The 21634-nt window shown below is 37.3% G+C and carries 21 protein-coding genes; 18 read left to right on the forward strand and 3 right to left on the reverse strand.

The genetic code is table 11. The features are described from left to right. Positions 1-4: 4 nt before the first annotated feature. Complete coding sequence (locus tag DFP94_RS22060) at positions 5-745, reverse strand: hypothetical protein (RefSeq protein ID WP_114498643.1); 741 nt, start codon at positions 743-745, stop codon at positions 5-7. Positions 746-1063: 318 nt separating this feature from the next. Here DFP94_RS22060 and DFP94_RS22065 point away from each other — a divergent pair, with 318 nt between their 5' ends. From DFP94_RS22065 to DFP94_RS22095, 7 genes are all read left to right on the forward strand, one after another. Further along, positions 1064-1252 carry a helix-turn-helix domain-containing protein gene (locus DFP94_RS22065; RefSeq protein ID WP_114498644.1) on the forward strand — a complete coding sequence of 63 codons (189 nt, stop codon included), beginning with the start codon at positions 1064-1066 and terminating at the stop codon, positions 1250-1252. Positions 1253-1300: 48 nt separating this feature from the next. Next, positions 1301-2080 carry a DNA-methyltransferase gene (locus DFP94_RS22070; protein ID WP_114498645.1) on the forward strand — a complete coding sequence of 260 codons (780 nt, stop codon included), beginning with the start codon at positions 1301-1303 and terminating at the stop codon, positions 2078-2080. Next, the gene (locus tag DFP94_RS22075; protein WP_114498646.1) at positions 2077-3183 is read left to right on the forward strand and encodes a DNA cytosine methyltransferase; all 1107 of its coding nucleotides are present in this window, start codon (positions 2077-2079) and stop codon (positions 3181-3183) included. The genes DFP94_RS22070 and DFP94_RS22075 overlap by 4 nt, the downstream gene beginning before the upstream one ends. Then, the gene (locus DFP94_RS22080) at positions 3152-5008 is read left to right on the forward strand and encodes an AAA family ATPase (RefSeq protein WP_114498647.1); all 1857 of its coding nucleotides are present in this window, start codon (positions 3152-3154) and stop codon (positions 5006-5008) included. Before DFP94_RS22075 ends, DFP94_RS22080 begins: the two co-directional genes overlap by 32 nt. Before the next feature lie 5 nt (positions 5009-5013). Then, entirely contained in the window at positions 5014-6498 is a 1485-nt protein-coding gene (locus DFP94_RS22085) for an LlaJI family restriction endonuclease (protein ID WP_114498648.1), read from the forward strand. 43 nt (positions 6499-6541) lie between these two features. Next, entirely contained in the window at positions 6542-7309 is a 768-nt protein-coding gene (locus DFP94_RS22090) for an endonuclease NucS domain-containing protein (protein WP_147273876.1), read from the forward strand. A 149-nt stretch (positions 7310-7458) separates the two neighbouring features. Next, a complete protein-coding gene (locus DFP94_RS22095) occupies positions 7459-8340 on the forward strand; it encodes a tyrosine-type recombinase/integrase (RefSeq protein WP_114498650.1) in 882 nt (293 codons plus the stop codon). A gap of 678 nt (positions 8341-9018) precedes the next feature. Here the strand turns inward: DFP94_RS22095 and DFP94_RS22100 are convergent. Continuing rightward, a complete protein-coding gene (locus DFP94_RS22100; RefSeq protein ID WP_114498651.1) occupies positions 9019-9285 on the reverse strand; it encodes a hypothetical protein in 267 nt (88 codons plus the stop codon). 349 nt (positions 9286-9634) lie between these two features. Here DFP94_RS22100 and DFP94_RS22105 point away from each other — a divergent pair, with 349 nt between their 5' ends. Further along, complete coding sequence (locus tag DFP94_RS22105) at positions 9635-11071, forward strand: TOTE conflict system archaeo-eukaryotic primase domain-containing protein (protein ID WP_114498652.1); 1437 nt, start codon at positions 9635-9637, stop codon at positions 11069-11071. A 234-nt stretch (positions 11072-11305) separates the two neighbouring features. Next, on the forward strand, positions 11306-11608 hold the full coding sequence (locus DFP94_RS22110) for a hypothetical protein (protein ID WP_147273877.1): 303 nt from the start codon (positions 11306-11308) through the stop codon (positions 11606-11608). A 105-nt stretch (positions 11609-11713) separates the two neighbouring features. On the opposite strand, the gene DFP94_RS22115 is transcribed toward DFP94_RS22110, so the two are convergent. Then, positions 11714-11977, reverse strand: a complete 264-nt coding sequence (locus DFP94_RS22115; RefSeq protein ID WP_114498654.1) for a helix-turn-helix domain-containing protein — start codon at positions 11975-11977, stop codon at positions 11714-11716. A gap of 135 nt (positions 11978-12112) precedes the next feature. Between DFP94_RS22115 and DFP94_RS22120 the strand changes: the two genes are divergently transcribed. From DFP94_RS22120 to DFP94_RS22155, 9 genes are all read left to right on the forward strand, one after another. Further along, positions 12113-12535 (forward strand): hypothetical protein, encoded by a 423-nt coding sequence (locus DFP94_RS22120; RefSeq protein ID WP_114498655.1) that lies wholly within the window; start codon positions 12113-12115, stop codon positions 12533-12535. A 16-nt stretch (positions 12536-12551) separates the two neighbouring features. Continuing rightward, positions 12552-13448, forward strand: a complete 897-nt coding sequence (locus DFP94_RS22125; protein ID WP_114498656.1) for a hypothetical protein — start codon at positions 12552-12554, stop codon at positions 13446-13448. A gap of 569 nt (positions 13449-14017) precedes the next feature. Continuing rightward, on the forward strand, positions 14018-14803 hold the full coding sequence (locus tag DFP94_RS22130; RefSeq protein WP_114498657.1) for a DNA-methyltransferase: 786 nt from the start codon (positions 14018-14020) through the stop codon (positions 14801-14803). A 138-nt stretch (positions 14804-14941) separates the two neighbouring features. After that, positions 14942-15067: a hypothetical protein gene (locus DFP94_RS26350; protein WP_281269523.1), complete on the forward strand. Its 126-nt coding sequence runs from the start codon at positions 14942-14944 to the stop codon at positions 15065-15067. Between the two features lie 76 nt (positions 15068-15143). Beyond that, positions 15144-16697 carry a recombinase family protein gene (locus DFP94_RS22135; protein WP_114498658.1) on the forward strand — a complete coding sequence of 518 codons (1554 nt, stop codon included), beginning with the start codon at positions 15144-15146 and terminating at the stop codon, positions 16695-16697. 349 nt (positions 16698-17046) lie between these two features. Next, complete coding sequence (locus DFP94_RS22140; protein ID WP_114498659.1) at positions 17047-17469, forward strand: DoxX family protein; 423 nt, start codon at positions 17047-17049, stop codon at positions 17467-17469. Between the two features lie 211 nt (positions 17470-17680). Further along, entirely contained in the window at positions 17681-18874 is a 1194-nt protein-coding gene (locus DFP94_RS22145) for a winged helix-turn-helix domain-containing protein (RefSeq protein WP_114498660.1), read from the forward strand. Positions 18875-19086: 212 nt separating this feature from the next. Then, a complete protein-coding gene (locus tag DFP94_RS22150) occupies positions 19087-20535 on the forward strand; it encodes an ATP-binding protein (RefSeq protein ID WP_114498661.1) in 1449 nt (482 codons plus the stop codon). A 217-nt stretch (positions 20536-20752) separates the two neighbouring features. Further along, positions 20753-21628, forward strand: coding sequence for a DUF4261 domain-containing protein (locus DFP94_RS22155; protein WP_245955059.1), 876 nt, complete (start codon positions 20753-20755; stop codon positions 21626-21628). Positions 21629-21634 lie beyond the last annotated feature (6 nt).

A 21634-nucleotide genomic window follows, 5' to 3' on the forward strand; every position in this document is an offset into this window, starting at 1 on the left:
AAGATTAGTTTATAGTTTTTAAACCCTTTAAAACAGAGTCCTCATAATTAACTGCATAATTTGTATTTACTTCTAGTATTTTATTGAATTTTACATCAGATACAAATCCGATGGTTTTATAGTAATATGAAATATTTTCTATTCTTAACTGTTTATCCCGCCGAGTTCCACCCTCAAGTCTTTCTCGAGCTGTATTATAGTTTGTTGCAAAGTCACTGAGTATGGATCTGAGTATTCTAACAACAAAGGTATTATCACAATCTAAGGAGATATATCTTATAGTATTATTCTGATAATTGAAATCTATAGCCCCTCTACCATCAAAAATTCCCGCGATAAAACATCGTATTACCTCATCGGAACTATGTTTAATCACTTCTTCTATTAAGGAAGCTAATTCTTCAACAGTTGTTTCTTCGATTTCCGGAAATAGTGTAACAAATCCAACTTGCCTACCCGTGAATTTAGGGGCTTTTACATTTCCATTTATATATCCTTGTTCGACCCAAAAAGTTATCTTATTAAGTATATTAGCTATTGAGGATACGGAATCGAAGTGACTCAAGAGTTCTGATGCTGTAGGATAATCGTTGTTATGCCTAACCGGGGAAATCCAGTATCGTACTCCATTAATAATGACAGTCTCATCAGCAGCAATAATTCCACCTAAAAAATACGCACTTTCATTTGTTAAGTAAGGTGTACCAAGGTCGATAGGCAGTGAATGTTTCTCAAATTGAGCCATGATTTATCTTCTCCTCATATACAAGTCAATAAGCCAAACAATGCTCAAACCTAATATTAATTGTAAGCCTTACTTGATTATTTTACCAGAGTAAATAGATCTGAACCGATGAGTTTTAAAAGTTAGGTGGATAGAGTCAGAACATACAAGTTATTCTAACCGCTATACACTCAAAAAACATTTGTTAGAGAACAACATGTTATTTATATCTAATGCTACTTATTTATACTAATTCCCTCTTAATCATTGTAATTTATCTAAATAAGAGACTATAATGATATTGAATATTGAACGTGGTTACGGTGTAGGAGGTCTACGATGGTACTCAATGCTGAAAAATGGTGTAGTCTTGAGGAGATTGCTGGGTATTTAGGCGTGACAAAGGATACGATAAGGAATTGGATTAAAAAGACTGATGTGCCAGCACATAAAATCGGCAGACAATGGAAATTCAAGGTTTCCGAAGTGGATACTTGGGTTAAGAGCGGGAAGAGCGCGCTAGATTAAAATCATCAAGAAACACATAGATGTATCTGCTTAGGAGGAACTTACTGAATGTCTAAAATTTTATCAAGTATAGAGACTAACATCTTATTGTCTAATGATGATTGCATAAAGGCAATGCAAAGACTACACCCTGAGTCAGTTGACTTAATATTAACTGATCCCCCGTACAACTTAGGCTTATTTATGAAAGATAGGGATACAAATCTTAAGAAAATGAGAGATAACTTCTTTGGTGCAGCTGGTTGGGATGATTTAGATTTTGCTGAATGGGAAGAATCGATGAATAAATTTTTCATTGAATCTGCCAGACTTTTAAAAAAGGGCGGGGCAATGATCGTCTTTATGTCAGTAATAAAAGTAGAGACATTAATACGTTTAGCCGAACAAAATGGATTCTATTACAAGACTACAGGTATATGGCATAAACTTAATCCAATGCCAAGAAATATGAATTTACATTTTGTAAACTCAACTGAAGCGTGGGTTTATTTAACATATAAGAAAAAAACAGGAACTTTTAATAACGACGGGAAAATGGTACATGATTTTTTTGAAACGGCTATTACGTCTTCAACAGAGAAAAAGTTTGGAAAACATCCAACACAAAAGCCAGAGCAGTTACTACAGCAATTTATATCTCTGCTCTCGAACGAAGGAGATACTGTATTAGACCCTTTCATGGGCAGTGGTACTACAGGTGTAGTAGCGAAAAGAAATTACAGAAAATTTATTGGTATTGAATTAAATAAAGAATATTTTCAAAATGCAAAAAAGCGGATTGAGGAGACTAAATGCAACAAAACAAATTGTGGAGACAACGTCATATGAAACCTAAGGTAATTGATCTATTTTCTGGTGTAGGAGGAATGTCTCTCGGTTTTGAATGGGCAGGGTGTGAGGTAGTCTTAGCAAATGAGTACGATAAATCGATTGCTAATGCTTATGTTCATAATAGAAAAAAAACAAATATGTTGGTAGAAGATATCACTCGTTTGCCACTCAAAGATACATTTGAAAAATATAAAGGTAAAATTGATATAGTTATAGGTGGCCCACCATGTCAAGGTTTTTCCCAAAAAGGACAGAGGAAAACCATTCATGATGAACGGAATTTTTTATTCAAATACTTTTTTAATGTTGTTGAGTTAGTTCGTCCAAAATATTTTGTGATGGAGAATGTTCCTAATTTATTTACCTCAGAGAATGGTTTTTTTAAGAATGAAATAATTGAAATGTTCGAAAATATTGAGTACTCGTTAACAGCGGGTATTTTAAATGCAGCAGATTATGGGGTTCCACAGAACAGAAAAAGGGCTGTAATTATTGGTAAGTTAGGCGGAATAGCTCCTAATCTTCCAGAACCAGTGGGTTATAATATCTCGATATGGGATGCTATAAGCGACCTAGCTTATTTGGACTCAGGAGAAGGGGAGGAAGAACAAGAATACAGGTATAATGCCCAAAGCGAGTATCAATCAATGCTTAGAGCAGGAAGTAAGAATCTTACTAATCATGTAGCTACTAATCATTCATTACTGGCTCTAGAGAGATTAAGTTTAATTCCACCCAACAGTGGCAAGGAGGTATTGCCACAAGAGCACCTTACAAAATCTATTTATAGTGGTACATGGACAAGGATGAGAAAAGAAGAGGTTTCAGTAACAATTACAACTAGATTTGACACTCCATCTTCTGGGAAATTCACTCATCCGTTTCTAAATAGAGCAATTACCGTTAGAGAAGCTGCACGTATACAATCGTTTCCAGATACATTTAAATTCACAGGAAACAAAGGTTCGCAAATGAAACAGGTGGGTAACGCAGTCCCACCATTACTAGCAAAATCGATTGCAGATGTATTACTAAAGGACATGCGAAAAGAAGAGGGGACGTTTTTAAATGACAACTCCAGAGAGTATACAAGAGCATAGAGAAATCGATCTTAAATTAGGAATTAAATCATCTTTGCCAAAGGTAAGGGAAACTATATCCCTTGCCTATCTTTTGTGGGGAAGTTCGGGAAGAGTAGCGAATCTCGAGTACTCCCAATCAAATGGAGATACTATACAAATAAAGGACGACGTAGCTGAGCGATTAAAGGATTTACTGCGTCCTACATATGATACATTTGGTATACCTGATGATAGATTTATTAATAAAATTAATGAAAACCAACTTTTTGTGTCACAGATAGAGCCCTTAATAGTTGCATTTGAATTAATTTGGAGATTGGCGAAAGTAACTTTTTTAGAACAACGCTCCTTTAGTGCAGAACGTACTGGCAGGGTTCGATATACAAAACAGTTTACCTTTACCAAGAATATGGATGTAATAGACCTTTTAGTGACAGAAAATCAGGATAAATATATGCCTATTCTCTTGAAGTGGGCTACGGGGTTCGAAATTGAGATTGATGGAGCAGCCGAAGAAAAACTAGTTAAAATTTTAATGTTGTTTTCAGAGGAGGCGGTTTTTAAACTAACATCAGATGGAACTGATGTACTATTTAATCTTAATGGCGTATACAAGAAGCTTGTGGATGGTAATGATAGTGTAAACATTAGCGGAGAGCTCGAATCAAAAGGTTCATTACGGATACTAAAATCATCATTGTCCGAAGGGATAAATGATTTTCTGAGTTACAGTCAAGGAAATGTTGGTCTTAGAGGGGATAGGGAATTAGATAAGTTGTCGGAATACCAAAAACGCGTTGAGACTTACTTAAGCTTATGTAACTTTAAAGTGATTGTAAGAGAAAACGAAGTTGAAGTAGAAACCGGTCCAGAAGATGATCATGGTCATCTTAATCTTCCGTACAATAGAATTTTATTTGGGGCACCTGGTACAGGTAAGAGTCATAAATTAGAGATGGAAAAGACTTCTTTCGAAGAAAATTACGAGCGAGTTACATTCCATCCAAACTACTCGTATGCGCAATTTGTTGGAACGTATAAACCGGTTCCCATTGGCAGAGAGATCACATACAAATTTGTTCCTGGACCGTTCACTAGAACGCTGGTTAAAGCGATGAAAACCCACACACCACAGCTTCTCATAATTGAAGAAATCAACAGAGCTAATGTTGCCGCAGTGTTCGGAGATGTTTTTCAATTATTAGACAGAAAAAATGGTGTCAGCCAATATCCTATTGAAACTAGTGAGGATTTGCGAACATATTTGGCATTCGAGTTGGAGCCGGATTTTTCAACTTGTGAGGACGAAGCTCAAAAAAGGGGCATGATTAATAAATACCAAAAAATCATGATACCTGACAACATGTACATTTGGGCGACTATGAATAGTGCAGACCAGGGGGTATTCCCAATGGACACTGCATTCAAAAGAAGATGGGAGTATGAATATATCGGGATAAATGATGGAAGTGATGCTATTCAGTCTTACTGTATTACACTTCCAAATGGAAAACAGGTTTTCTGGGACACATTAAGAAAGGAATTAAATTCAATACTCTTGAAGTCATGTAAAGTAAATGAGGATAAATTGGTAGGGCCCTTCTTTTTAGGATTATCTGCATTAGAAAGTACTGAGAAGTTTAATGAAATATTTAAAAGCAAGCTATTGATGTATTTATTTGAGGATGCTGCAAAACAATATCGAAAAGTGGTATTCAGTGGTTGCGATGCTAGTACCTATTCAAATGTGTGCATAGCTTATGATGAAATTGGTGACGAGATTTTTGGGTTGAATTTACAAAATGAAGGGCAACGAGAATCTAGTGAAGATGAAGATGTATAGGTGATATGATGAAGGCTGCTTTTTTTAAAGAACTCAGAAGATACTCAGGGGAAGAAATAGCTTCTCTCTTGCAAATAAAGCATGAGGAAACCATATCACTAATTAGGAAATTAAAATCTCTTGGTATTGTAAAAGAAAAAATGAAAAGGGCATTAGAAACTGATGTATATGAAAAGGTTTTAGATATGGAGATATTAGATGTAAATTTAAAATCCCAAAATAGCACCTTTATTTTTGACTATGTTGGGGTGATCAATATAGGAAACTATGTTATCAAATGCTACCCCAAATATATTTCTGAAGTTGATGTGCCTTTGAAAGAAATGAAACAAATTTTACATGTATTGAGGAAATATAATTCTAAGGAACAGTTACTGATATCAGCAAGTGGCGATGATGAAAACGTCGATTTTAATTTATTGCCTATTATCCTCTTTTTCATTGATGATTATTCTGAAAATGGTATTTATACAAATCCAATTGAGATTAATGAGCTAAATGGAGAAGGGGAAATTAACTGGGAGAAAACTATCGGAGAAACGTATCCATTACTGAGTAATAATAAAGCGTACTATACAGAGATGTATACACACGGTTCTTTAGATGATGAACTAGACTATTTTAAACAGTTGCATGAATGTATAGTCACAGAATGTTTTTTAAAACTAAAGAAGCTAGGTTTATTAGAACTGTTTGATATAGAAACGGCTATTCTTTATGATGGCGAACTTTCAGATTTCGGTGACGAAGATTATATATTGTATCGTTTAGCAAGAGAACTTGCAGTTCAATTTCAAAGCCGAAAGCAGCTAGTCCTTAAAACTATTTATAATTATATTTTTAAGGGAAAGTTGCATAGAAGAGAGAATGGGATTAGCCTGTTTGGAACAAATAGTTTTAATCTTGTATGGGAAAAGGTTTGTTCAGATGTCTTTAATAATCAACTACAAACTAAGCTTAAGCATCTTTCATTACCACAAACACTTAGTGAGCAATATTCTAATGATAAGGACAATACTCTTCTAGGTCTGATTGAGAAACCGAAATGGAATCGCGTAGAAGAAGGTAGAGTGATAAAAACACATCGGGTAGAAGAAACACTAATTCCGGATATAATTAGTATTTACTCGATTGCAGATGGAGAATGTTTTGGAATATTTGACGCTAAATATTATAATATTTATTTGGATGAAAATAGGATAGTGGGTCAGCCTGGTATTGGCGACATTACAAAACAGTATCTATACCAACTCGCATATAATGACTTTATTAAAGCGCATAACTTTACTAAAATACAAAATGCTTTTTTAATGCCAACCGAAAAAGCGGCAGGTGAATATTTAGGGACTGCTGAGTTAAATATGCTAAATAACCTATCTTTGCCTGCGCTCTGCAGTATTTCAGTAGTACAACTGCCTGCGCAAAAAATGTTCAGTTGGTATTTAGCAGGGAGTAAAATTGATATTAGCTCAGTTTTTACATTCTTATAGATCGGAGTGTTATCTCATTAGCAGTAGAACATTTATCTGGCAAATGATTAAAGAAGCTGTTGAGAATAGCCCCAATGTAAAAGTTAGTTATCAGGAAATTAAAGATTATATCTTTAGGACATATGGAGATATAAATGAAGGCACAATCAATGCCCAAATAATTGTTTGTACCGTAAATCAACCATCGAGAATTCATTATCCTGAAAATAAGAAACCGAGAATTTCTAAAACTAAATATGATTTTCTATATACAGTCGGTCGTGGGCAAGTGGTCATATATAATCCAGAAGAACATGGCGTGTGGGAGATAACTCATTCCAACTTTGGAAAGCTTGTTGTAAGACAACAGTTGGATGAGGGAAGCATTGATTCGCAAATTGAAATGCACACCGAAACTACTGAAGATTTTCTTTTCCCATTTGAAGCTCAATTACGTGATTTTATAGTGCAAAATCTCTCCTCAATTAATATTAATTGCATGATGTTGAAGTTATTCGTTGATGAAAATCTTCGTGATGGAGTTGAATATCCTACTGAAGTTGGACCTATTGATATATTATGTGTAGACCAAAATGGGGATTTTATCGTATTTGAGTTGAAGCTAGGAAAAGGACCTGATAGAGCTATAGGGCAAATAGCTCGTTACATGGGATGGGTTAAGAAGAATATCGCAGCTGATAAAGAAGTTAAGGGGATTATTGTTGCTAAAGAAGTGGATAATAAGCTAAAATATGCAGCTTCAGTTGTGCCTGGCATTTCTTTATATGAATACCAAATCAAATTTTTAATACAACACATAGACCTTGAATAAACTTAATTATAGTAATAGGACTGTATTTGTAAAAGGCACACAATTTAGATTGTGTGTCTTTTTATATTATAATAAGGTACAGAATGTTAAATTAGAGGACTATCTGTTAAGAAAAAATAGGTTACAGAATGTTAAAGGAGAGATGCCCATTGGACTTTGCCCGATATCTTAAGGAACAAGAAATGCGGCCCAAGACTATCGTCGGTTACTGCGCGGTGGTTAATGAATATGAGCAATGGCGAGATACACTTCCAGATTCATCAGAAATAATTACTCAATTACAAATTTTAGAATACAAGTCTTATTTAAAGACCATCAGAAAAAATCACCCGAAGACGATAAACCGGAAGTTGGCTGCAATGCGTAAATGGATTCAATATCTTCAAGCCATTGGACAAGTTAAAAATATTATTACGGTTAAAGACGAGGTATTAGCACCTATGGAACAATTGCGGGAGCCAAAATATTTAGACAAAAACCAAATTCGAAATATCCGTAAAGCTATTGAGAAGGAACGAAATGATTTTCTACGGAACAGGGATAGATGTATGACATACCTTATGCTTTATCTTGGATTAAGACAGGAAGAGATGCTGAACCTTGAACTGTTAGATATTATTAGGACGCCTGGCAAGCAAAAAGTCATTATACGGGATGGTAAAGGTGGATTTTATAGCGAGTTAGGGATTGAAAGTACAGAACTTCGGGGAGCCATTGACCTATGGATTAAAGAGCGCTCCAAAAGCAGATTTGCTGAAAGTCGATTCTGCTTTGTGAGCCAAAAGTCAGAGCATGCCGGTAAGCGTGCTGCAGTAATGATGATTAAGCGTGTGAGTAAAACATCTGGCGTTGAGTTCACTTGCCATCAATTGCGTCATACTTTTGGTAAGCGGATCATAGATAAAACAGGTAATATCAAATTGGCACAGGAGCTACTTCGCCATAAGCATACTTCTTCAACTGAAATATATACAATGCATCGAAACGAGGAGTTAAGCAGCGTATTACGCATACTGGATGATATTATTTAAAACAATAAGCCAAGCACATTGTTCAAGAGGAACAAGGCTTGGCTTTTTTTGTTTTGGTTAAATTGCAAAGTCTTATTTCATTTATTATATCTGCTCTGTTCAATTTATCTGTTGTTCAAGATAGATTAAGTCTTGTGAATGCATTAATTATATGTGCTGAATTTATTGTATCTAATACATACAACCTAATTGAATCCACACATTTCAAAGCGAATCACGGTTGCTCACATAAAAATATACTATAAAGAATAGCTAACAGTAAGACATTAAAAAAACAATGAAATGTTAGTGATTGTGCTAAGAAATAAGCTTTATACATTAAGATAACAGATAAAAGTAAGTGATTTTCGAGAAAAAATAGTTGTTTTTTAGAAAAAAACGTTTGCATAAAACAATAGGATCTACCGAATCAAATTCAATATCTGAGAACCCCTCCCCCCCTCTCTTGCTTCCTCCTGAGGAGAGCACGCAGACATATATCCTCTGTCCCGCGTCACTTACCGCGTGGCGAACCGAGCAAGAGGCTAATAATTAATCGGCCCACTTGATTGGAAACCCTCCTCATGGCTCATGGAACTCTTCGTGGTCTTAACAGGTTAATGGTCTCGGTCAGCAATTAATGTACAATATATTCCATTAAATTTTGGACATTGGGTCATAACAGAATAGGAGGGAAAGCTATTCCATCTTATTCAGAGGAGAGCTTATTTTATTCAGGCGAGCTTTGGTTAATTCATCATCAAAGAAAATAGAATGTCGATGATCAGATTTGTCGCGGTATATTTTTTGAAATTGCAGTCGATAACTTTTGTTGATACTAGAGTAAGCTTGAGGTTCTTGATACATAGCTTGGAGCAGCTTTTTCTCGAACCATTTATAAAAGACTAAGAAAGCAATAATGATTGATGAAAAAATTAGTGTGTGATTAGGAGTAATAAAATCCACAGAATCAGCTCCTTTTAATTACATATTTAACCAGTTTCTTGTAATGATCAGTATAGCTGGTTTTATGTCTTTTGCCAAGAGAGTCTATGTTTTTATACACTCATTGTTTTATTGATTGTTAAAGAGAGAAAATATAGCTTGAGTCTTAGTATTTGATTTCACTATAGCTTACTGGTTGGTTCTGGTTAGAAAAGAGAGAATATATAGCTTGTGTCCCACAGACAACTTTTTTGGCGAGATTTGACTTTGTATTTTTCGAATATATAATTTTCCTACTCATAGCAATTGCCTGATTATTTAATGAATTGCAGAGCTATGACATTAATAGATTCAAGGGAGATTATATAAGATGGAAGATGTACTAGAAACACAAATACAAAAAAATAAAGAAGGCCTTCTTAACAAAATAAATGAGCTTATCATTGGTGAGCGCAAAAGATTTATAGAGCAGTATGGACAAGGTGAAAGCGTAAAGTATTATACAGCGAAGCGGACATTAAAGAATGAAATTGTAGCCCAGCACTTGGGTGGAGAACGGACAATAGGCTGCCATTATATTGGAAGTGCAAGCAAGTTCCTCTGTTTTGATATTGATGAGCCAGATCCAGAGATTCCTTTGCAACTGCTCAAAATGTTAAAGGACGCTGGCTTTGATCATGACGAACTTCATGTAGAGCATAGTGGCTCAAAAGGGTGGCATATATGGATGTTCTTTAGTGGAAATATACCAATATCTATGCTTGTGAGTTTTGGAAGATACTTTATCGAGGAGATGGGATGTGATGGTCATTGTATTGAGTTACGGCCCGAACAAACTAAAAATAGTCGAGGAATTAAACTGCCGTTTGCCATACACCGTAAAACGATGATACGTACTATGTTTTTGGAGCACAACTTATTTCCAACATCGGATAGCGTCCAGTATTTCTTAGACATTGTTCCAACAAGTAATAAGCGCTTCGAGCAATTGGCAATTGCTTTACTTGAGGAAGTTAGTGATAATTCCGAAATAAAAGACCAATTAGTGCAGCAATCCGAAGAACTCGTGGAAGAACCTATACAGTCAGTACGTACACCTGAATTTATTAGAGGCTCGTCATTAAATCAATTAGCAGAGAAATTGTTGAAATATGGAATTCCACAAAGGACACCTGGTGACTCATTTGGGAGGCACTATTATCAATATTTCATCGCACTTTTTTTTAAGGACCAGGGCTTTTCAGAGAAAAAAACTATAGTAAAGGTAATAGAGTGGGCCTTACGAGAGAAAAGGTATAACCGGAGCAGTAGTACAGAAGAAGAAATTTATCAGGATGTTACAATTGATGTGCACCACATTTACGCTAAAAATAAGAAGTTTTATTCCGCTATTCCAAATGAGCTTTCTTTTAGTATAGCTGATATTGAGATGGTTTCTCAGTTTGAGGAACCCATTACTCAGTATGTGGCATGGGCAATATTAGTCTTAGGACGTATGTTTCACCATCAAGGAAGACTATTCTTCTCAGTTCGACAATTGGCGGCTATGACAGGATACAGTCGTAGCACTGTACATAGACGGCTACAGATTCTTATTGCAATGAATTTTATTCGTGTTATTGAACGAGGACAGTATCGTTCAGAAAAGTCGAGTGTATATCACATTCCTGCATTGCTGAATGTTTCAGAAGTAGAGTTTAAGGTTACCACCGAATCTGCTGAAATGCATGGGATTTTTGAGGAAAGTTTTGAATATGTACAGAAGTACATTGCTAATCGAAAGTTCAGAATAAGTTTAGCCCAATGAATATATTGTTTTGCGACCAATCGTTATTACAATTCGGATTCTGTATCGTAAATGTAAGCACACAATCATACATATTAAAAGAATATGGATTATTAAATTTAGATGGCAAAGTAAACTATTTCGAACGCCTTATCCAAATTGAAAAATGGCTCATCAAATTAATTGAGGAGCATTATAGTCGTTGAAGAAATTCAATATCAGAAAAACGTTGAGACTTATCGAAAGCTCTGTATCTTGCAATTCATTTTAGAATCAACAAGTCGAAAGAAGGGCGTAGAATTCGCTAAACTATTGCAAGTCCATCAATGGCGTACTTCTGGTGTAAATAAACAGCTGCAGCTCGTGAACGGTAGTAAGCTGGCCTTGTACGAGTATCTGAATCAAGAGCTTGGTCAACCGTCAGGATTTAATACTGATCAAGCTGATGCTATCGGGATGGCATTGTACTGGCGTACAAAATACTTTTCAAAAGTCCCTTTTGATAAGGAACATGCACAGCAATTTCTAATAAAAGGTGAAACAATAAATGACTCTTAAACTCTTATTTGCAGAGTATAAAGAATAAGTTTTTAAAGAACATTGTTCTATGTATTCATCACATAATAATATTGTAAGTTTATTACAACCCAATCACTCTATCTATTATATAGAGTGATTTTTAATGTATTCTGAAAAGTTCTCTTCATATTGTTTCATAAAATCAGAAATACTAATATTCAATGCCTTGGTTAGTGACACAATAATTGGAAATGTGGCAGCCTTTATTCCGTTCTCTAATTCAGAAATAAAAGACCTATCCACATTGCTGAACAAGCAAAGTTCGTCTTGAGTATACCCTCTATTTTTCCTGATTTTTTGTAGGGTAAGGCCAAATACAACTAATTCTGGACGTTTTTCTTTTTCCAAATGAATAACCCCTATCAAGAGTTCAAAATTTATACTCAAATAGTAGAGGTTTTATTTATGTGTTTTCTGTAGGCTATTGCCTACAAAACATAGATGGTGCTAGTATGAACATATAAAGGACTGGGGGTTGGGGAAATGGAGAAAATTCAAGGGTATTCTGAAACGGTCACAAAAAGCTTTAGTGCTCCGATATTTGGCCTTAACGAAGGACATATCCAGCAGGCAAATAGTTTTCTTGAAAAAAGTAATTTTAAAAGTGTCCGATGGAATCTGGTAGTCCATGTAGGCGGAGCAAAAAGTATGACCTTGTTCGCGGAAAAAGTATCGGCAGAAGTACCGTATCGTTTTGGAATAGCATACTTAGGAACGCCTGGGGCAAAAATATTCGGCTACCTGTCAAAGGTAGCAACTGGCTGGAATGTGGAGAAGGCAATAGATAAATTTCAAAAGAAGCATCCTGGTTATAAAATCAAACAGACGCGGATTATTCACGACAGTGGGATAAATGTCGGGGTCTACATTTTATATACATTTATTAGTGAAAATCGTAACAATTAAAGAAAGGGGACTATAAATGAAATCACAGCTTATTCTGATTACTACTACTATTTTCTTGAGTTTGTTGCTCACGAGTTGTTCTAACTCTTCCAATGATTTGATTCCCTCCGAAACATCACAGCCACATAAAACAACTGAAGTAGAGTTATCACCAACGGTTGCGCCAACTCAAACAATAGATATTAAAAAAACTGAAGCACCGGTTTCAGAAATGGTAGAGACTAATGATGCAGAAACAGTATTAAAGAAATATCTTGATGCATTTATTTCTAAAAAATTTGATGAATTAGAGCCGTTATTATACCCTGATCATTTTCAAATTACAGCTAAAGAACTTGTTCAAAGGATAAAAGAGAACGATTTTAAAAACAGTGTTGAGTATTCTGAATACATGATTACATCAATTACAGACTATGATGATACACATAAGTTGGCGAAGTTGTTAGTAAAGCCCTCCAGTGGCTCTGCAGCGCTTGAGGACAGTGTAGGCTTAGTTTTGAGCAACAATGAATGGAAAGTTGACCTTTCTTTAATTGTCAATACTGAGACAAGCGATGTAGCTGTAAACAGCGAGAATAAGGAAATAACAGTTACAAAGGTAAGCAAAACAACAAAGCTGAATGGATATGAGTTTAATGTTGAATACAGAAATAACTTAAAGAAAAATCGAATTGTTGTTGGTTGGATGAATAAAAGCTTAGCAGTGCTAAATACAGACAAGGCTCAAATGACGGAGCAATTAGGAAAAGCAAACGTTGGACCACAATCTAATGGCTCCTTTCTAATTACCTTTAACTTAGCGGAGAAAGTATCAGATCAGAGTTTGACCATAACAGGAATGCGTGAAGCGGATTCTGATAATCTTCCCATTCCAGGAAAAGAGACTTTTGATGTTACTATTCCTTTAAAATAAATAACATTTCTCCTTTAGTTATATTAAAAAATGTTATTATATATGGATTCATACAATTTTAAAAAGTGTAGCAAAATGATTGACAAGGTAATTAGTTCCTGCTAAAATTCATTCTAAGCTCATTTGAGCAACCATCTAAAACTAAATTTTTTATAAATGATACACCCATAATTTCCGATGCCGAAAGGCGTGTGGAGCTGGTACGTCACCAATTGTGAATTCATCACTGGTGATCTATCGTTTTCGTTTTAATTGTGTATCTATTGCCGCTATTAGCACAAGGGAGAAGTTTGCCCATCTAATAGCACAATAGAATACAAGCAAACGATTAATCAGCTCGCAAACGGAATATTATGGGTGTTTTTTGTTTGCCTGAAAGGAGGTGAAGATTCAAGTTAACTAAACTGAATAATTAATCCCTCAAATGAGGGAGGTGATGTCTACTGACCGTTATCAAAGTAGGTACTCAGCAGCTCTGAAAGGGTTGTGTGGGGGAGTCGGGGTAAAACTACCCGCAAGTTGGAAATGGGGTCTGTAGACCAAATTTAATTAAAGAGAGGATAATAATCATGAATAAACTAATTAATGAAATTCAGCTGAACCGCATCTATCAACGTGATTGCATTGAAGGGATGAAGATGCTTCCTGACGATAGTATTAACCTAATCATTGCAGATCCGCCTTACAATACAGGAAATAAAGGAACCAAAATTGACATGAAAAAAGAATACGGCTATAACTACTTCAATCAAAAATGGGATAAAATAGATGATTTCGGTTTATTTAATTTATTGTGGATTACCGAATGCTACCGTGTTTTAAAGCCAGGTGGTTCAATTCTCAGCTATGGTACACATCATAACTTGTTTACTGTGGGGTATTTAATGGAGGAGACTGGTTTTAAAATAAAGATAAAGTATGAATGGAAGAAGAAAAACCCACCGCCAGCTTTTGCCGGTAGAACACCAAGATTCTCAACTGAATCCATTATATGGGGTATTAAAGGAAAAGCTCCAGTTTACAACCATGGATATGCAAGGAAAATTAACAATGGTATAAATATTACAAACGTATTCGAGACAGCCCTTACTCCTAAAAGTGAAAAAGCACATGGGAAATTTCCTTGCCAAAAACCTTTAGAAATTTCAATAAAACTAATTAATTTGCATTCGAGAGAAAATGACATTGTACTTATACCATTTGGAGGCAGCGGTACAGAGTGTGTTGCTGCTGAAGTATCTAATCGAAACTTTATTGCTTTTGAAACAGAACCTAGCTACATAGAGTTAGCGAACATGCGTCTTGATAGTACAACTCAATATAAAGATAAATTTAAATCTATACTTGATTGCTAAAACACAATTGACTTCTTTTCAAGAAAAAATTAAATATTAAAAGCATTACTTTGATTAATACATTTGTTTATAACTAATGAACATACGGTCACAAGGATGTGGCTTTTAAATATATGTGAATATGAGGAGAAAGCTATAATGAAAGAAATTACAAAATATGATATTATTATCTCTACTACAGAAGAAGTTAAGCGGGAGCAGTTGTTTGCTGCTCTTGTTAATATAATAGAAAAATATGCAGAGTTTAAGCAAACAAAAGAATAATGAAGTACAAGGTGGGTTGCCATAAAGGTAATCCACCTGTTTTTTTTAAGTATTATGAATGAGAGGATTGATTTTTTTGGAGAAAAGTAGGGTTGCTATCTATTGTCGGGTTTCAACGGAAGAACAAGCAAATGGATTTTCTTTAGAAAGCCAAGCTGCAATTTTAGAAGAGTATGCAAAGTCTAAAAATTATGAAGTTTACGATCTATATATTGATGATGGTTATTCAGGAAAGGATTTTAAAAGGCCGGAGATTCAACGTTTATTAAGAGATGCAAATGAAGGGAAATTTGATATTGTATTAGCCTGGAAGGTTGATAGAATTTCACGGAGCAACAGAGATGTACTTAATATGATTGAAATGGAGTTACACCCCCGAAATATAAAGTTGCTTATAAGCACTTGTGACATTGACAGCACTACTACAATTGGATATATGTTTATAAGCTTGCTAGGCACATTTGCAGAGTATGAAAGAACGGTTATTATTGAGCGTGTAGAAATGGGAATGTCTAAACGAGCGTCCAATGGTAATTGGTGTGGCGGAAAAATACTCGGATATGATTCTGTTAACGGTGTATTGGAGATTAATGAGCAAGAGAAAGATGTAGTAACTAAAATATTTGAAATGAGAGCTTCGGGATTGGGGTATAAAGCCATAGCAAGCCGTATGAATGAATTGAGTTACACAACAAAACATAATAAAGCTTTTCAAATCAATACAATTAAAACAATTCTAAACAATCCAACGTATATAGGGAAAATTAGATGGGGACAGCATCGACAATGGGACAAGAAGAGAAGGAAGGGGAAGTCGAAAACTCCAATCATAGTAGAGGGGAAACATGAAGCGATTATAAGCAAGGAATTATGGGATAAGGCTGAGGAAATTGCAAAGCATCAAAACAGCAAAGCTTTAACTGATTCTAATTTGAAAGGTCAATTCTTATTGTCTGGAATATTGCGTTGCCCACAATGTGGTGCAGGAACAGTTATGACGAAAAGAAAGAAGAGGAGTGGCGAGGGATATCATCTATATTATATGTGCCAAGCCTATCACTCTAAAGGAATAACCGCATGCAGAACAAATTTAATTGATAAACAATCAATTGAGGTACAGTTAATTAGAGTTGTGAAAGGTATTTTATGCAATCAAGATTTAGTTAGAGTAATTTTAGATAAGGTCAAGAATGAGGGTTCTCATGACATTGATGAACTGAATTCTCAGTTAAATGCGCACCTGAAGGAAATGAACAAGCTAATTCAGCGAAAAGAGAAGTTTAATCAAGCGTACATTTTGGGCGACATTGAGAATGTAGCGTACAATGAAGCTATGAAGGCATTAGTACAAAAAATAGATGTTACTGAACAAACAATACACAAACTAAACGTTCTAATTGAGAAAAAATCGTCTAAGGTTAATATTACCGAGGAGTTAATTCTTGAAGCGTTGCAAAACTTTGATACACTGTTTGAGCAAGCAGATATTAAAGATAAGAAGCAACTGATAAAGGCTCTAGTAAAAAAAATTGAAGTCGAGCCTGACCGCAAGTGGTTAAAGAGCATCGTCTTTTGGTTTTCAGAAGGCGATGCTTTACCACTAAATGATATGCGGAGAACCGTATCATAAGTAGGTACGCTAAATTGAGCAAGGTGGGGGTAATACATCAGCGGTACAAAAATTCATAAGCAACTTAACCAAGGAGCATGCCGGAGCGTGCTCCTTTTGCATTTTCAACGATAGCCCCGTTAAGCTGATCCGTACCATGAGTAAGCACAAAGCCGTCGTTAATTGAAGCGTCAATGAACAAAATAGCGCAGTTTGCTCCCTATCGGAACGAAGATTAGGATATAGCTTTAGGAGTTGTAGTCAAAATGTAATTAGTTTCCTAAACAGTATCATAATTTGACATGATTAATGATTATTATAAACACATCCGGTTGTTAAAAAATAAAACTAGGTCAGAGGAGGAATGAAAATGAGTACGACTATGGCTCATGAAAAAAACGCGAAAGTAGAATCCCGCCCTGTTGGAAGGACAGCCGCCTATTGGACGGTCACGATTATACTCGCATTCTCAATTACATTAAGCGGTATCGGGCAACTGATGCGATATGGAGGGAATGTCGATCTAGTGACCGATATTGGTTTCCCGTTATATGTCACGAACATTCTTGGAGCTTGGAAGTTGCTTGGAGTCATTGCGATCGTAATGCCAGGTTTGCCCCGGCTTAAGGAATGGGCTTATAGCGGTATCTTTTTTCTAATGACGGGGGCGGCTTTATCTCATGCGTTCGCTAACGATTACGGCGATTACGGATTTCATATCATTCTTCCGCTTTTCTATGCCGCGCTTGGTATCGCCTCCTGGGCGTTGCGTCCGAAAAGCCGCAGGCTCTAAGGGCAAATGTCCAATATAGTAAGCTGGCCGGAACCATTCGGCTGCCATTTATGCAAAGGAGGCACCCGGCCGGGTGCCTTCGATTTCGTTAAGCAGATATTATTTGTACGTATTTCCCAGGTCGGGAACAAACGTTTGCATTTTTTCTTTTCTTTTGAGCGAATAATTTGTATGATGAAAGAAACGTGAACGAAAGAGGAGCCTTGCAAACATGATCCAATTAACAAACCGCCAGGCACGGCAATTTCTGTTGTTGAAGCATGGACTATTGGGCGAGTATAAATTTAGTGGGAAGCAAGGCGTATTGGACTTTGCCCGGCAGGTCGGCTGCATTCAATACGACCCCATCGATGTTTGCGGAAAAAACGCCGAATTGGTGCTGCAGTCGCGAATCAAGGGATTTTCCAAGGGAATGCTCGCCGAGTTGCTGTATGAGGACAGAAGCCTTGTCGATTATCCGGATAAAAATCTGGCCATTATCCCAGTCGAGGACTGGCCTTATTTTGAGCGATACAGGCAGGCCTCAAGGCAACATGCCGAACGCTATCCAGAAATGGAAGCGCTGGCAGCGCAAGTACGGGCTCATATCCAAAATCACGGTGTACTAAGTTCGGATGATTTGAAACTGGATGGAGATTTCTCTTGGCAATCGGCCATCCACTGGAGTGCTGGAAACAACTCATCTCGATCGGTGCTGGAGCAGATGTATTCGACGGGTGAGCTGATTATCCATCATAAAAAAGGAACGCGAAAATACTACGACTTAGCCAAGAAATACATACATCCCAATCTGCTGAATGCATCAGAGCCGCTGGAGGATGAGCTGGAGCATCATAAGTGGCGGGTTCTGCGCCGGATCGGTGCTGTTGGTCTCTTATGGAATCGTGCGTCAGATGCATGGCTGAATATATGGGGGTTGAAAGCAGCACAGCGCAACGAGGTTTTTCGCCAGCTATTAGACGAAGCCCGCATTGTTGCTGTTGCCGTGGAACATATAAAGGATATGCTGTATTGCCGAGCCGAGGATTTGCGGCTTATTGAAGCCGTCCTGCAAAATCCGGAGCCGAAATTCCGCTGCGAGCTGATTGCCCCGCTGGACAATTTCATATGGGACAGAAAGCTGATCAACGAATTGTTTGGCTTCGATTACACCTGGGAGATCTACACGCCTGCAATCAAGCGGAAATTCGGCTATTATGTGCTGCCTCTTTTATATGGAGAGAGCTTCATTGGACGAGCCGAGATCATCGCGGAGCGAAAAACCGGAACGCTCGTTGTTAAAAACATCTGGTACGAGAACGGTGTGAAGCAAACAACGCAATTGCGAACAGCCTTGAACCGTTGTCTCCAAAAGTTTGCGTTATTTAATGGGTGTGAGACGATTACTGCAGAGTCTATGAGCTGATATCCTTTTTGTTTAATTGCTATTTCGCGTCTGCTTTCACGATTCCTTAAAAACTTGCCGTTAAATTACAGCGCTGAGAGCCGTAGCATAAGGAACAGTAGTTTTGCACTTGTTTTAATGTTTGTTTTAAGTAATGTTCATAAAAAACGAAAGTATAGTTTACACTTTTGTTGTAAATATATATAATAAGAGATATAAGGGGGTGGTTGACCATGAAGGATTTAATTACGGATGAAAGTGTTTTACAGGTTTTAAGAGGGTACAACAAGTGGTGGGAAACTGAAAAAGTCCCTGATGACTTTGCCAAACCTGTAAAGCGATTTGCATACTACGAGGCAAAACAAAGTTTTGAACATACAACGATTCGTCGGCATGTCATATTAACTGGGCCACGTCGAGTTGGAAAATCAACTATTATGTATCAAACTATTCAAGATGTATTAGAGACAGGTATTCCGTCAAAGAATGTCCTTTATGTTTCTTTCGATCATCCACTTTTAAAGGTATCGGAAATTGACCGTATCCTTAAAGTGTTTATAAATAATGTTGCATTTAGCGATAACATACACCTATTTTTAGATGAAATCCAATACGCCCATGAATGGAATGGCTGGTTGAAGACGATTTATGATAACAATCCTACATATCGAGTAATGGCAACTGGATCGGCTAGTCCAATTCTGAGTGATAAAATGCCTGAAAGTGGAGTTGGGCGTTGGGTACAAATTCGGATTCCAACCCTATCCTTCTATGAATATCTTGAACTTCGAGGGATCGAGGTACCGATACTTGAAGAAAAAATAAAGCCAACTGCTCTAAGTGAATTGAGCCGAAAAGAACTAGTCTCACTTATGGGTAATCTTCAACCATTGGAGCGTCATTTCCATAGATATTTATTACTTGGCGGGTTTCCAGAAATTGCTCAATCGGATGATGTCTCATATGCTCAAAGGATAATTCGAGAAGACGTCGTTGATAAAGTATTAAAAAGAGACATGGTGTCTCTCTTTAATGTAAGGCACATTGACGAGTTAGAGAGAATATTCCTTTACCTTTGTATGACGACAGGAAATATCATTGAAGCGACTACAATTTCAAATAATATGGATATAACTCGACCAACGGTATTGAAGTATCTCAATTTTCTTGAATTAGCAAACCTTATTTACACTGGCTATCCTGTTGATATGGTTGGGAAGAAGGTTTTGAAGGCAAAACCGAAAGTGTATCTAGCCGATGCAGCCATTCGAAATGCTGTGCTTCTACAAGGTGAGGAAGTACTGCAGGATTCAGATCAGATGGGCATGATCGTTGAATCGGCTGTGTATAAGCACATCAACACATTCTACTATAACTTTAACCCTAAAGTAGGTTACTACAGGGATTCTAGTTCACAAAAGGAAATAGATATCGTTGTAATGATGCCCAACTCAAAAATTTTAATTGAAATAAAATATCGTGAGAATCCGAAAATAAAGGAGACTGAGGCCATTGTAGAATGGGCAAAAAAAGATAGACTAACAGCGGCTTCACTACTTGTAACAAAAAATGCAGAGGATTACGGTTTACTTGATCATGCTCCTATTATGAGAATTCCGGCATTTGCTTTTCTATATTTACTTGGTCATGCGGAAAAGACGCGATTTAGGAAACCAGTTTAGTAAAAAAACTAAAGGCACCCTGGCTGGGTGCCTTTAAACTTGCCGAAATTGACAGCGGAGTCCCGTTAATAGAGTAATTGATCGTGCCGTTTTGGCCAGCTTTGCTGTAAATTCCATAAATCGGACTTTGGAATCAATTTCCTGTCCGGACTTGCGTGAATCGTACGGCAATCTCTATAGTATAGGGAACGACATACGAACGGAGTGGTAGGGGGAAATGGAGAGCGAACGCGTACTTCAGCAAAATTTAGAAGAAAAAAGCGAGTTTCAGCGGTTGTTTCAAATGTATCTGCTATTTGAGGAGATAGTGGAGCGGCCGAATGCGGAAATCGTCCGGAACGCGTTAGAAACCCGATGCGGAAAAACGGATACCGTGTCGCCAGACGACGCATTGTCGTCGTTTGCCGTAGAGGCTTATAAAGTAGCTTACCAGGAGGGGGAACTGCCGGCCCAGGTCATGATGGCAGACGTTACTCCGTTTAAACCGGAGACGATTACCGATTTGGAGCGCACCCAGTTTTGGACGATGCCGGATGCGGAGGACGTTCTGCAAGAATGTCACTATAAGCTGCTGATCAGCGACTTCATGGCGGCGGGGCTGGACTATAAATCGCGCAGCGCCTTATTGGCGGATTGGCTGGAGGCTGCCGTAAGCTTGTTCCCGACCTGCAAAGCGATATGGATTCCATTGAGCGGGAAATTGCTGCACCCAGCCGAAATTACGGATAACCCATACGAAGGTGCTGCGAGGTTCTTACAGTTCGGCATGAATATTCGCTATTTTACGATTCATGGTACCGAAGACAGCTTGATCGATTCGCTCGGCCTCTTTGCGCTTGGACTTCCGGATGTCCAGTACCATTTTCATACCTTGGATCCGAACGAAGTGTCGCAACATGCCTTCAATGTTGCAGCCTATTTGTTTGAAGCGGAGGTGCCGGTGGGCGACGGCGAGACGATCGCCGGTTTGCTGGACGGGGAGATGGCGCCGGACGTGCATTGGCCTTGCAGATTTGAAATGGCGCTGATCCAGCCTTCGAGAGAAGTGATGGACGTCTGTACGGGCGAGTATGCGGCAGGAGAACGAGAATAAAAATAG

This window comes from Fontibacillus phaseoli (assembly GCF_003337355.1).
Lineage (GTDB): Bacteria > Bacillota > Bacilli > Paenibacillales > Paenibacillaceae > Fontibacillus > Fontibacillus phaseoli.